The following is a 13,283-nucleotide window of genomic DNA, read 5'->3' as shown; positions in this document are numbered from 1 at the left end:
GGAGGTGCGGATTTGGCAAAAGAACCTAAGGTGTCCCTTATCCCCCTGGGGGGGCTGGGGGAAATAGGCAAGAACATGATGGCGGTGAGATTTGGGGAAAATATTCTGGTTATTGACTGCGGGTTGATGTTTCCGGAAGAGGAAATGTTGGGAATAGATGTGGTGATACCCGATATAACTTTTTTGCTGGAAAACAGGGAGCAAGTGCGCGGAATTGTGCTTACCCACGGCCACGAGGACCATATTGGCGCCCTGCCTTATATACTGAGGCAAATAAATGTTCCTGTTTATGGGACCAGGCTTACCCTGGGGCTGCTGCTGGGGAAACTTAAAGAGCGGGGCATGGAGCGGGAAGTGGAGCTCCATACGGTGAAACCCAGGGAAATGGTCCATATAGGTCCTTTCAAGGTGGAGTTTATCAGGGTTTCCCACAGTATACCCGACGCGGTGTCCGTGGCAATTCACACACCGGTGGGAGCTATAATACATACCGGGGACTTTAAGCTTGACCTTACCCCTGTGGACGGACAGGTAACCGACTTTTACCGGTTTGCCCAGTTGGGGGAGAAAGGCGTGCTGGTGCTGATGTCGGATAGCACCAATGTGGAGCGCCCCGGCATTACCATGTCGGAAAAGGTGGTGGGGCAAACCTTTGACGAAACCTTTCGCAACGCCCGGGAAAGGATAATTGTAGCCACCTTTGCCTCCAATGTGCACCGTTTGCAGCAGGCCATTTCCACCGCATACAGGTATGACCGCAAGGTTGCCGTGGTGGGAAGAAGCATGCTCAATGTGGTTAGCGTAGCAAACGAACTGGGTTATCTCAATATACCCGAGGGGACCATGGTGGAGTTGGACGAGGCCGCCCGCCTGCCTAAAAACAGGCTGGTGTATCTTACCACGGGAAGCCAGGGAGAACCCATGTCCGCGTTAACCAGGATGGCCATGTCCGATCACCGCCAGGTGGAAATAGTGCCCGGGGATACCATTATTATTTCAGCCACCCCCATTCCTGGTAATGAAAAGCTGGTGGCACGGATTATTGATCAGCTATTTAAACATGGAGCGCACGTCATATATGAAGCTGTATCCGGAATTCACGTCAGCGGCCACCCCAGCCAGGAAGAGTTAAAGTTGATGATAACACTGACCAAACCACGGTTTTTTGTGCCTGTTCACGGCGAGCACCGCATGCTGGTGAAGCACGCCCAGCTGGCCAAGGAAATGGGCATACCCCCAAATCATGTTTTTGTGGGGGAAAACGGTCATGTGCTGGAATTTAACCGTAGAACCGGCCGCTTCGCCGGGAGGGTTACCGCCGGCAGGGTGCTGGTGGACGGACTTGGCGTGGGTGATGTGGGAAATATTGTTCTCAGGGACAGAAAACAGCTTTCCCAGGATGGCATACTAATAGTGGTGGTAACCATTAACAGGGAGGCTGGAATGATTGTGGCGGGGCCGGATATCGTATCCAGGGGTTTCGTATATGTAAGGGAATCGGAGATACTCCTGGAAGAGGCCAGGGAAAAGGTCAGAGCCGCCCTGGAAAAGTGTACTGAAAGGGGTATATCCGAATGGGCCGCCATAAAATCTCAGATCAGAGATTCACTGGGGAAATTTTTGTATGAGAAGACCAGGAGAAGGCCGATGATTTTACCAATCATCATGGAAATATAAAACAACGGCAGGAATACACGGGTTTATCAGGAGCCCGTGTATTTTTTTTGTTAATTAAGCATACTAAAGAAAGTTCCACGCAGCTGCTAAATTGACGGATAACTTATTTTTAATACTTCATCCAAATCCTTTATGTATCTCAATGCCGGGAAATTCCAGGCAGCAGAGCCCATGACCGGGGTAAAACCCCACGGAAAACAGTGCTATATGCTGTGGCATTTTTAAATGATAGCGCCAGCTTTTTCAGGAGAGGAGATTATTATGCCAGACAGAAAGAAAGATGAAAAGCCCGGTATCCATATGCAATCCCCTGAAATCGATCCCGATCCCGCAATTGTACCGGAGCACAATCCGGATTACCCCGCGGAGCCCGGCAATCCTGACGACGAAGGGAGTCCCAGAAATCCCCGCCGGGTGCAGGGCCGTCCCAAGGGGGGCGGCATTGAGGCGTTGAAGGAACTGGGTTCGACTCCGCTGCCGGAGATAAAGAGCAATATTCATTGTTTAAGTATAGTGGGACAGATCGAAGGCCATCTTGTGCTTCCCCCGCAGAACAAAACCACCAAGTACGAGCATATAATCCCCCAGCTGGTAGCCCTGGAGCAGGCAAACGAAATTGAAGGAGTGCTGATGATATTGAACACCGTGGGGGGGGATGTTGAAGCCGGCCTTGCCATAGCCGAGATGGTTGCCAGCATGTCCAAGCCGACAGTTTCAATTGTTCTGGGAGGAGGCCATTCCATAGGCGTCCCGGTGGCCTGCAGCGCCGATTACAGTTTTATCGCCGAGACTGCCAGCATGACCATTCATCCCATCCGGCTGAACGGTCTTGTTATTGGTGTTCCCCAGACCTACGAATACCTGGACAAAATGCAGGATCGGGTGGTGCGCTTTGTTACCGGCCATTCCAAGGTTACAGCGGAAGACTTCCGGGAATTGATGTTCAGAACCGGTGAACTGGCCAGGGACATAGGTACGGTGCTGATAGGAAAAGAGGCCGTGGAAAAGGGGCTTATCGACGAGGTTGGGGCACTGGGGCAGGCGGTGGCCAAACTGAAGCAGCTGATCGAGGAATCGAAGAGGGGAAAAGAGGTGCCGCTGCAATGATTCTTTACACCCCCATGCAATTGGAACTTGTGATTGACGGAATTGAAGAAATGCGACCCCCATCTTGCAGGGAGATATGTATCGGGGGTGTACAAATGCTGGTGGAGGACGTGGGGTCCGGGAGTGTCAGGGTGGTTAAGCTATTGTCCACCGATCCCGGGCACTACCTGCTCCCCGATTACAAACCGGGCAATATTATAGATATCTACCGGCTGTCCCAGGTGAAATGCGACTCCGGCTAAAGGGTTTTAAAAAATTCAAACCGTATTGAAATATTTCAAAAAAAACGCCAGTTGCCTAAATCGGCGTTTTTTTTAATGTTTACACCACCTTGCGATAAAAGACATTTGAACAAGGGGGTGGAGTAATAGCAAGGGTAAAATCCAAAATCAATAATATCAAGTTCGTTCTTATCAGCACATCGTATGTTTATATTTAGTGGTATAAACTAAGGCGAAACTACTCCACCTTTACTGTATATTCCAAATAAAGCGTGGCATGTGCCTGTCTTAAGCAGCAGCAAGCAAGATAATCGGCCCTTTGCTTTTTGAGTGTCGTAACATGTCGTATTTTAGGAAAAATCAACTGCATACTCAATTACTTTGATGCTGTATAATTTTAAAAGCTAATATATTAAAAAAGGAGGTAAGTACGTGCAATGTGATCTATTGATTAAAAATGGAACTATAGTAGACGGTACGGGTAGAGCACCCTTTCAAGGTGATATTGCCGTGGAAGATTTTAAAATTTCCGCGGTTTTCAGACCGGTAGATAACACAGGAAATATAGAGGCAAAGCATATTATTGACGCGGATAATCTGATGGTTTGTCCCGGATTTATAGACATTCATTCTCACAGCGATTATCTGTTACCCCTTGATAATCACCCCGAAATGTTGGCATGTCTGCTTGAACAGGGGATTACAACAATAGTCGGTGGAAACTGTGGATTTTCCCCGGCCCCTTTGGCTGAGGGATATTCAAAATACATGAATCTTGTGCAGCGTTCATATGAATTATTGTCGGGAGGACCACTTGAGGTTAAATGGGAATCAACAGGTTCTTTTTTTGATTTTCTGGAAAAAAGAGGCCTCTCTTTGAATTTAGCCCAACTTACAGGGCATGGGACTCTGCGGTGGTCTTTGTGGGGGGCCGATTATTCGTATCCCGGCAGAGACAAAATGCAGCAAATGAGTCGAATAATTGAGGAATCTTTTTCAGACGGTGCTTATGGATTTTCTCTGGGCCTGGGGTACGAGCCCGGGATGTTTATAAATATAAAAGAACTGGAAGAAATGGCCCTGCTGGTAAAAAGAAATAATAGAATTCTTACAGTTCATATAAAATCCCTTACCCGAATATCACCAATTTACAAAACTGATTTCCTTATAAAACCCCATAATATCCGCGCCCTTGAAGAAATGATTAATTTAGCTGAAAAAACCGGGGTTAAGATACAGATTTCCCATCTGGTATTCGGTGGTGAAAAAAGTTGGTCAAGCAGCGATAGAGCTATTGGCATGATTGACCAGGCCAAGTCACGTGGCGTTGATATTGCCTTTGATGTTCTTCCCTATCATTGCGTTAATACGACAGTTAATGCTTTATTTTCTGCATGGTTCCTTAGAAACCCGGAAAAGAACTTTAAAAGTCTCTTATCCAGGTTCCGGCAGTCGATTGAGTGGGAAATTGGCTTTAAATTTCTAGGTATGAGCTATGAAGATATCCAACTGATGTACGGAGGTCATAAGGAATTAGAGAAATACGAGGGTTTGTTTATTCCCGAAATTGCCAATATGATGAATTGCTCCAACAGCGATGCCTTACTTAGAATAGCTGAGCAAAGCAAAGGTAGTGCTGCCTGTCTCTACTATAAATACAACGGTGAAGAAAACAACGATGAGGTTTTAACTAAAGTAATGAAGCATCCGTTGTGTACCTTTGAAACTGATGTAATTATTGCCCCCGGGGGGAAGCCGCATCCTGCTGCGTTTGGGACTTTTCCTGTTATTATTCAGCGTTACCAAAAGGAGAAAAACCTTTTTTCTCTGGAAGAAGCAATAGCAAAGATGACAGGAAACTCTGCCGAGCGTATTGGATTAAAAGACAGAGGTTTCTTAAAGGCCGGCTGCTGGGCAGATATTACCGTTTTCGATTATAACCTGATCAGGGACAACACTTCCCGCCGAAATACCGGGGAGAAGCCTTCCGGTATAAAATACGTCTTTGTAAACGGCCGGCAAGTAGTGAGTGACGGTAAGTGCATAACTGAGAAAAAGGCGGGTCGTATATTAAAATGCACCTAGTGTTAAGACTATTGTCTATAAGTTAAAAGCATTGTTAATTAAACACTCATGCCGCTAAGGGGGCACCAGCAGAGGATGATAGTGTAGATATACTATATTTAGAGGTTTAGGGGAATATAGCACTTACTATTTAGCTATTAAGCCTAAAATTTGCCAACCAACAAAATAAGCATAATAGATTGCTGTTGTTAAGTCATATATTTGTTTAGCGTCACAAAAACCAGTCCTTGCACCGCACATAACAGAGAGAGTGTGGCACGTACCTGTCTTTAGCAGCAGAAAGCAAGAGAACTGTCCCCTTACTTCCACCCTTGCTTCCAGGCTAGTCAAATACCAAGTTCCTGGATTAATTTTTTAAATGTATAGTAAGCTGGTTTCGGCGAATAATCATCTCGCGTTATCCCAAATTGATAAAAAAGATCCTCTTTGGAGCTATCCGCATCCCTGAGTCCAAAAAGCTCATAGTGAGAAATAATTAGTTCTTGACGCAAATTATATATCGTTCGTATAATCGTCTCAAGAACTTTCGCTTGGTGCTCATAAGATCTGTCTATATTGGCAACAGGGTTCTTTCCCGTAGGCCATCCGTTTTCTGTAACCCGTATAGGGACTGAAGCGGGTATACCGGCTGTAACAAGATCTTTTTCCCTTAAGTTGCGGAGCGTACGCTTTACGGAAGCCGGTATTTCTTTTAAATCCAGTGGTTGTTCATCGAATACATCCAAATAAAAATTATGTCCGACAAAATCGACGGAATCTATAAATGTCTTTCCTCCAGCTTTTGAGAGGTTTTCCCAAAAACGAGGAACCGCCGCAGGACTTTCCGGCACCGAACCGAATCCAATCTTTAGCGGTAGATTACGCTTTCGGGTTTCTTTTTTTGCCGCAATTACTCCTTCTACAAGTGCGTTCAGTATATACGGCTTCGAACCTTCCATAAACGACAGATTGGGTTCGTTTGTAATTTGCAGAGAAGCCAAATGAGAGCCATATCGGTTAATCACCTTTCGAATAAAATCAAGCCAATTATCCATTTCTATATCAATCTCCTGCTGGTGTGTCCAATCCCCGCATCCCAAGGTCAAGTCCCCCAGTAAACCGGCATCAAGATAGCGATCCGCAAGTGATAACATTTTTGATTCCCATTCTTTCGTATAGATGAGGTAGTTTCTCGGGAACAGCTTTTTTGACTCCCCTTTAAGGTCTTGGAGCGCCAATTGAATCTTCCCGTAATTGTCCGGCGGCCCCACAGCCAAACCGAAAGGAGTACCCGCCACGCTCAACGGGTAAATCCCAAATGTTAATTCAAGCATAATGTTAACTTCCTCCTTCTTAATATTTTAATCATGTTTGAAAATACCATTCAACAGGTGGCATGGGGACGTTTCGTTTGGCGCGTTGCCCCGCTTTTGAGGGACAGAATAAATTATATTTAATGAAGGAATGGATTACAATTATTCCCGGGTGACAAGGGAGGTCTTCCGGGAATTGATGGGGTGAACTGGCCGGGGACACAGGTATGGTGCTGATAAAAAAAGAGGTCGTGGAAAATGGAGTTATCGGCGAGGTTTGGAATCGGGGCAGACGGTGGCAAGACTGAAGCAACTGATGGAGGAATGGAAGAGGGGAAAAGAGGTGCCGCTGCAATAATTCCCATGCAACTGGAACTTGTGATTGACGGAATTGAAGAGATGCGACCCAAACCTTGCAAGGAGATATGTGCAGGGGGTGTGCAAATGCTGGAGGAGACCTGGGTCCCTGGAGTGTCGGGGTGGTCAAACTGTTGTTCACAGATACCGGGCACTACCTGATTTTCGATTATAAACCGGGCAATATAATAGATATTTACCGGCTGCCCCAAGAGAAAGGCAACTCCGGTTTAAAGGATTTAAAAAAATTAAACTGTGCCTTATGTGTCCCAGTTGGCCCACTCCAGAATTTACGAGATGATAAAGGCCGCAGGGGTGGAGCAACTGGGTGGCGGGAACAAAAGGTACAAATCCTTTGTTGAGGAGACTTTTGATCCTGATAGAACCTTGGAAAAATTGGTGGAGGAATATTTTCATCCCGCCGCCAGGAGATTGGATGTCCCCAAAAGGATACTTTTGTTGATGGGGCCCGTCGGTGGAGGTAAATGCACCCTGGTGGCCATGTTGAAGAGAGGTCCGGAGAAGTTCAGCTATACCGATCTTGGCGCTCTTTATACCGCTTATTGGGGGTATCCTAACCGGGTTCCAGTGATCCCGGTCCATTCTTTAGCGGTGTAAAAAGACATAATATACTTCGTAATTTAATCTACATAATAATTTATATATTGAAAAAATTCTACAAATATTATAATTTATTCTTGTTTAGAAATTTAGTTGGAGAGGCGGAGAGGTGTTATGTTTTTCAGAAAAGCGAAAAAACAGTCTGGAGGTGTGAGTGAGCAGGAAAATTATCGGAGTGATATATTAAAAGATGAAAATCAATCAAGCAAAGAGGCAGCCGGGACCGAAGAAATTGTTGCCGCTACGGATGCCGGTGCCGGGAATAATTTGAATAGTTCCATGGTTGCAGGTCAAATTTTATACGAAATTTTTGATAAAAAGATATATATTATTATAATTAATCGAGAAAAGAGGATATTAAAAATTTTCGATTCTCCATACCTTAATTTTGGTTTAAGGGTTGGTGAGGATATTCCCGAAAATACGGTAACCTACGAAACGATGGCAAAAGGTATGCGAATAGCAAAGCATGTAACCAGGGAAAAATCAAATTTTGGTTTTAGCTATGGCGCCATTGGTGTGCCTGTAAGGGATAATACAGGTAATATTGCGGGCTCATTTTGCATAACCCTGCCGGCGGTCAAGCCGGATGATCTGGGGAATATAGCATATCAGCTCAAGGATAATGCCGAACAAAATACCGCTGCTGCGGCTGAAATTGCAAAAGGGGCAACAGATCTTGCAAAGGTCGTGGACGAGCTGAGTGACAGTTCTAAAAAAGCTCAATCGGGACTGGTTACAATCAATGAAGTAATTGACCTGATTGAGAATATAGCGGACCAGACCAATCTTCTTGCATTAAACGCGGCCATTGAGGCCGCCAGGGCTGGAGAACACGGACGGGGTTTTTCGGTGGTATCGGATGAAGTGCGTAAATTGGCGCAGGGTGTTAGGAATAACGTTAAAGAAATATCTGAAAAATTGATACTGGTTACAAACGAGATAGAATTTGTGGCGACAAGCATGAGTAACCTTAGCGGTCTTGCCAATCAGCAGGCAGCCGTCACGGAAGAAATAGGCGCCACCATGGATCAGTTCGTGGAATATTCCAAACGAATGCTTGATATGTCTGAAGAGTTGAAAAAAGGTTTGGACTTTTTAAATTAAATGCTTTATCCATGAATTTATTCATGTGTTTTTATTTCCCCCAAAGTTGCGGTCAGGAAAATAGATTTATTACCGGCCCCGGTATTTCCGGGGTTATTTTTTGCCCTTGATTAATTATTTTACGAGGAACGAATCTGGCCAGCGCATTGATTGCTTTCCGGTTATCTTCCGCATCATTCGAATACTGCCTTTCTATTATCACTCCCGGCACCCCAGGAGTATGCTATACTTTTACATATATGTTGGTAATTAAGGTGGACAATCCCAGCATGATGGTGGCATTTTATGCAGGGTGGCAACCGACGGGCGGAACGGGGGAACATAGAGAGCCAGGTGGACTTTGCTAAAAAATATTTTGACTTTTATGCAGAGGCTAACGGTATAAGCGGATGTGGATATTACCTGGATGACGGGTGTTTCAGGAGTTCTTCCGTTGCAGGACAGGCCGGCAGTAGCAAGATTGCCTGCCGATGCAAAGGCCGGAAAATATAAGGTGTTGCTTGTTTACCGGCCTGACCGCCTGGCCAGGTCGGTAAGGCATGTGCTGGAGCATACGAAATTTGGGTAAGAGAAAAACATAGCCCTAAAGATAAGAAGGGTGGAGATAAATCTATGAGTGGTGATCTATCAATAGTGGCTGGAATAATAGCTTTAGAATTATTTTACATAATAAGGCTACTTCATAAAATATATGATAAATTGAAGTAAGGGTGCACGTGAAGCAAGGGTACGGTTCTCTTGCTTCCTGCTGTTCAAAACAGGTATGTCTATACTTTATTTGAATTAATTGGCAATATCGTGTCCGACATAAGTTTGACAGTTCTGATATTGGGGCTACCTTTAAAGCATAATGCTTAGGAAAAATCTGAGTAAAATTATGGTTATTCTTAGTGAGTGAGTGGGTTTTCACTTTTTAAAATAAGTTTATTGCTAATTGGTGTGGGTTTGCTGTTAACATTAGAATAACTTATGGGCTGATAGCAAAGAGTCCATTACCAGCACCGCTTTCTGGAAAGTAAATGCGCTCATGGCTGCACCGCCTGAAAATCTCTTACCCATACCATCATGTTGGGTTCCCATTTACCATATATTCTTTCAGACATGGGCAACACGCCAAACGAAACGTCCCCATGCCACATGCAAACATGGACAATGTGCCAAACGAAACGTCCCCATGCCCATGCCACCAAACGAAACGTCCCCATGCCATTCCTTGCCATTCCCGTCCCCATGCCATTTGCCAGGACGTCCCAGGGGCGCGCAAATGCTGGTGGAGGTGGAACCCGGGAGTGTCAGGGTAAGCAAACTGTTGTCCACCTATACCGGGCATTACCTGATTTCCGGTTACAAACCGGGCAATATAATGGATATCTACCGGCTGTCCCGGGAGAAATGCAACTCCGGCTGGAGGATTTAAAAAAATTTAAACTGTATTGAAATATTTCAAATGAAAACGCCAGTTGTCGAAATTGGCGTTTTTTTCATGTATGCTGAGACGGGGCGGAGTCTTCTTTCCCGGAGGATAGCATATAATGTAGTATTCGTTTAGCCTGAAAATAAAACGCAGTAGCTGGGCGTAAAAATGCTACCACGGAAGGAGTGAGTGGTCGTGGATTTTTTCAAAAGGCTTGAAGAACATCGATCGCTGGAAAAACAATTGGCCTGGGAGGGGTCCTTCCAGGATTATTTGCAAATCGTCAGGTTAAGGCCTTACGTGTCCCAGTTGGCCCACTCCAGAATTTACGAGATGATAAAGGCCGCAGGGGTGGAGCAACTGGATGGCGGGAACAAAAGGTACAAATTCTTTGTTGATGAGATTTTTGGTCTTGATAGAACCTTGGAAAAGTTGGTGGAGGAATATTTCCATCCCGCCGCCAGGAGATTGGATGTCCGCAAAAGGATACTTTTGTTGATGGGGCCCGTCAGTGGAGGTAAATCCACCCTGGTGGCCATGTTGAAGAGAGGTCTGGAGAAGTTCAGCTATACCGATCTTGGCGCTCTTTACGCGATTAAGGGCTGTCCCATGCATGAGGAACCCCTGCACCTTATTCCAAGGGAATTAAGAGAGGAAGTTGCCAGGGAGTACGGGATTCACATTGAGGGCGAGCTTTGCCCATCCTGTAGAATGATGCTGGAAACGGAATATGACAGTAAAATTGAAAATGTTATGATCGAAAGAATATTCTTTTCCGAGGACAACCGAACAGGCATAGGAACCTTTACGCCTTCTGATCCAAAATCCCAGGATATAGCGGACTTAACAGGCAGCGTGGATTTTTCCTCCATAACCGAATTCGGCTCGGAGTCCGATCCCAGGGCCTACCGCTTTGATGGTGAATTAAACATCGCCAACCGGGGAGTCATGGAATTTCAGGAGATGCTCAGAATGGAACAACGGACTGGTCAACTGGCTATATCGTAGAAACAGCCTGGGTTTTCAGGGCTTTTAGCAGGAACGGTGGGACAAGTCTGGGGATACAATGAGAGAAGGCAGGTATGGTATAATTAAACTGCATGTGGTAGCATGCAATTGAACAGAGCGGCGGGCATTGAAGATTATTTATTCCTGGGAGGAAGGTGATTAGATATGGCTGTTGACCGGCTGGTTGAAGAAATAAGAAAACTTACCCCTAAACAAAAAGAGGAATTATTCTTAAAGCTGGGAATGCCTGATTTTTTAAAAAATGATAAAAACAGGGGCGGGGATGACGATCCTCTGGCGGAGTTGATTGGTATGTTTGAAGGTCCGGGGGATGGTTCACAGCGGTACAAGGAGGATCTTTATGGAGGTAAAAGGCCCTTATAAACTATTCATTGATACAGGCGGTTTAATTGCCCTAATGGATAATATTACGGAATCATTTGGTTGGTTATAAATAACATATGGATATTATTGACAGCCATAAGATTAAACAGTTATAATTCATACACACCCGTCTTTAAAGAAATGCGGTGAGGTATATTGAATATCCATGAATTTATTTGGAATGATGATATAATTTATCACATAGCAAGGCATAACGTAGATCCGGAAGAAGTCGAAGAGGTGTGCTTCGGAAAGCCAATAATCGTTAAAAGCAGACAAGCCTCTAAGGGGTTAAACCCTACCTACTATGCTCTGGGAAAAACTGAATCAGGCCGATACCTTGTCGTAATGTTTATATACTTCAAGAATAGCCGGGCCATGGTAGTCACTGCCCGGGATATGGATGAAAAAGAACGAAAATATTACCGGAGGCAATCTAATAATGACCAACAAAACCATACCTAATTTTGGCACCTTTCAAGAAGCCAGAGATTTTTGGAATAATAATTCTCTCGCTGATTTTGAAAATGATCTTGAGGAAGCTAAGGAAGTAAAGTTTACCAGAAAAAAATTAATTATAGCTATTGACCTTGAAAAAGAAGACGAAAAACGCCTTCGTTTGATTGCAAAACAAAAAGGCGTTAAATACTCTGACCTTATTGCCTCATGGGTAAAAGAGCGCCTTAATAATGATTAAAGAGAAAATTAAGAAATCCTTGGCAAGCAGGAAATTAATCTGGATTAAGAATCTTAAACGAAGAAGAACTTCGCCAACTAAGCAGTAATGCCGGTTATGTAACCGGAGAGGAGGCCTGAAACGGTATTGCAGCGGAGCCGGGCTTTGCCGTTAAACAGAGCAAAGCGGGGCGGCCTCAGGGTTGTGGGCGCATAGAACACCCCATACTCAGGGCATGCAGCGACCAGGAGCTATCCTATACCGATGCAATGAGCTTTGTAATTTTGGAGACATATGGGATTCAAGATGTCTTTGGATTTGATTCCCATTTTTACATCATTAATTGTAATCTTTGGCTTCAAGAGTGCGGCAGAAGTATTAAAAAGTATCATAACGGATAGGAAAAAGAGGTTAAAGCTGACTCCTGGGATAATAATTGTAGTTCACACATTTGGAAAGGATTTAAAATCATGAGTATAAAGTTTAGTCAGGACTCCTACCGTGTCTCCCAATATATTGTTACCGTTTGCCAACAGAACACCTATGGCCATGGGGATCCTGAGTTAAATTGATACTCATGTTAATTATTTTAAATGTGTATCGAAATCAAACATTAGAAGATTTTTGTTCAATTATTGGAATAGCTTTAATAACTATATCTGCGGGATTGTTGGGAATGCTTGGGTTTTTGGTCGGCGGACTGGCTATCATATCAGGCACGATAAGCAACAAAATATTAAAGAACATTAATGCTGAAGAAAAATCTGATCATCTTATTAACGTTGTTTACGCTTTTTATTTTAATGGTGCATTAGTTGGTTTTACACTGGTTTTGTTTTTGTCATTTTACTTGAGTTTATATACCAACTGGCCAATATCAGAGAATAGAGTTTTTTAATATCACTAATTATTAGTTATTTTTTTTGGTTTACTCTAATTTATGCCGTAATGCTGCTTGGTACATGTCTAAGGCTGTTGATTCTTGCTTATAGATTTGAGTATGACAAAACGTTAACACCAGCGGTTGGATTTCAGTTTCAACAAAAAAATGAAACACAGAAAGGCAGTGCACTTAAAAAATAATAGTATTAAGGTTAAGTAATTCAATGAATTGGAGAACTAAGTATTCCATGGCTACCCAAGACCTCCACTCCGCCATCGCCCGCACCAAAGCCCAAATCCACGCCCTCAGACTCCAAATCTCCGAAACCACCGACCCCGCCGACTAAAACGCCAACTTAAAGAACTCCAATACATCCAGCTCTTGCACATCGACCAACTGGGCTGAAAGATATGGGACCCCGGCGGGCCCGGGGGGGGGGGGGGGGGGGAAA

13 protein-coding genes and 2 pseudogenes are annotated in these 13,283 nt (G+C 44.4%); 13 read left to right on the top strand and 2 right to left on the bottom strand.

The genetic code is table 11. The annotated features are described in order from the left end of the window. Positions 1 to 12: 12 nt before the first annotated feature. The 4 genes from DCCM_RS11160 (at position 13) to DCCM_RS11145 (ending at position 5,090) form a co-directional block, all read left to right on the top strand. Positions 13 to 1,677 (top strand): ribonuclease J, encoded by a 1,665-nt coding sequence (locus DCCM_RS11160; RefSeq protein ID WP_104372483.1) that lies wholly within the window; start codon positions 13 to 15, stop codon positions 1,675 to 1,677. A gap of 261 nt (positions 1,678 to 1,938) precedes the next feature. Continuing rightward, on the top strand, positions 1,939 to 2,784 hold the full coding sequence (locus DCCM_RS11155) for a ClpP family protease (protein WP_104372482.1): 846 nt from the start codon (positions 1,939 to 1,941) through the stop codon (positions 2,782 to 2,784). Beyond that, positions 2,781 to 3,026 (top strand): YlzJ-like family protein, encoded by a 246-nt coding sequence (locus DCCM_RS11150; protein ID WP_104372481.1) that lies wholly within the window; start codon positions 2,781 to 2,783, stop codon positions 3,024 to 3,026. Before DCCM_RS11155 ends, DCCM_RS11150 begins: the two co-directional genes overlap by 4 nt. A gap of 411 nt (positions 3,027 to 3,437) precedes the next feature. Then, positions 3,438 to 5,090, top strand: a complete 1,653-nt coding sequence (locus tag DCCM_RS11145; RefSeq protein ID WP_128739142.1) for an N-acyl-D-amino-acid deacylase family protein — start codon at positions 3,438 to 3,440, stop codon at positions 5,088 to 5,090. A gap of 326 nt (positions 5,091 to 5,416) precedes the next feature. Here the strand turns inward: DCCM_RS11145 and DCCM_RS11140 are convergent, their stop codons facing one another. Next, positions 5,417 to 6,403, bottom strand: a complete 987-nt coding sequence (locus tag DCCM_RS11140; protein ID WP_104372479.1) for a hypothetical protein — start codon at positions 6,401 to 6,403, stop codon at positions 5,417 to 5,419. Positions 6,404 to 6,997: 594 nt separating this feature from the next. Here DCCM_RS11140 and DCCM_RS11130 point away from each other — a divergent pair. Both DCCM_RS11130 and DCCM_RS19285 read left to right on the top strand, forming a co-directional pair. Next, positions 6,998 to 7,294 (top strand): annotated as a pseudogene (locus tag DCCM_RS11130) (protein prkA); the annotation flags it as partial. Positions 7,295 to 7,474: 180 nt separating this feature from the next. Further along, the gene (locus DCCM_RS19285; protein WP_104372477.1) at positions 7,475 to 8,467 is read left to right on the top strand and encodes a methyl-accepting chemotaxis protein; all 993 of its coding nucleotides are present in this window, start codon (positions 7,475 to 7,477) and stop codon (positions 8,465 to 8,467) included. Positions 8,468 to 8,519: 52 nt separating this feature from the next. On the opposite strand, the gene DCCM_RS18640 is transcribed toward DCCM_RS19285, so the two are convergent. After that, positions 8,520 to 8,669: a hypothetical protein gene (locus DCCM_RS18640; protein ID WP_165792122.1), complete on the bottom strand. Its 150-nt coding sequence runs from the start codon at positions 8,667 to 8,669 to the stop codon at positions 8,520 to 8,522. 204 nt (positions 8,670 to 8,873) lie between these two features. On the opposite strand from DCCM_RS18640, the gene DCCM_RS11120 reads away from it, so the two are divergent. From DCCM_RS11120 to DCCM_RS11090, 7 genes and pseudogenes are all read left to right on the top strand, one after another. Beyond that, on the top strand, positions 8,874 to 9,035 hold the full coding sequence (locus tag DCCM_RS11120) for a recombinase family protein (protein ID WP_104372476.1): 162 nt from the start codon (positions 8,874 to 8,876) through the stop codon (positions 9,033 to 9,035). Between the two features lie 696 nt (positions 9,036 to 9,731). Then, positions 9,732 to 9,884 (top strand): hypothetical protein, encoded by a 153-nt coding sequence (locus DCCM_RS18635; protein ID WP_165792121.1) that lies wholly within the window; start codon positions 9,732 to 9,734, stop codon positions 9,882 to 9,884. 192 nt (positions 9,885 to 10,076) lie between these two features. Then, a pseudogene (locus DCCM_RS11115) lies at positions 10,077 to 10,865 on the top strand (protein prkA); the annotation flags it as partial. Between the two features lie 189 nt (positions 10,866 to 11,054). Next, the gene (locus DCCM_RS11110; RefSeq protein ID WP_104372475.1) at positions 11,055 to 11,273 is read left to right on the top strand and encodes a hypothetical protein; all 219 of its coding nucleotides are present in this window, start codon (positions 11,055 to 11,057) and stop codon (positions 11,271 to 11,273) included. Positions 11,274 to 11,429: 156 nt separating this feature from the next. After that, on the top strand, positions 11,430 to 11,738 hold the full coding sequence (locus tag DCCM_RS19740; RefSeq protein WP_104372474.1) for a BrnT family toxin: 309 nt from the start codon (positions 11,430 to 11,432) through the stop codon (positions 11,736 to 11,738). Continuing rightward, entirely contained in the window at positions 11,716 to 11,970 is a 255-nt protein-coding gene (locus DCCM_RS11100) for a CopG family antitoxin (protein ID WP_165792120.1), read from the top strand. Before DCCM_RS19740 ends, DCCM_RS11100 begins: the two co-directional genes overlap by 23 nt. Positions 11,971 to 12,517: 547 nt before the next feature. Then, the gene (locus DCCM_RS11090; RefSeq protein ID WP_104372471.1) at positions 12,518 to 12,847 is read left to right on the top strand and encodes a hypothetical protein; all 330 of its coding nucleotides are present in this window, start codon (positions 12,518 to 12,520) and stop codon (positions 12,845 to 12,847) included. Positions 12,848 to 13,283: the final 436 nt, after the last annotated feature.

Origin of the sequence: Desulfocucumis palustris (assembly GCF_002933875.1) — a bacterium.
Classification (GTDB): domain Bacteria; phylum Bacillota; class Desulfotomaculia; order Desulfotomaculales; family Desulfocucumaceae; genus Desulfocucumis; species Desulfocucumis palustris.
The sequence above is the reverse complement of the archived record's forward strand: the minus strand, read 5'-3'. Positions and strand labels throughout refer to the sequence as shown.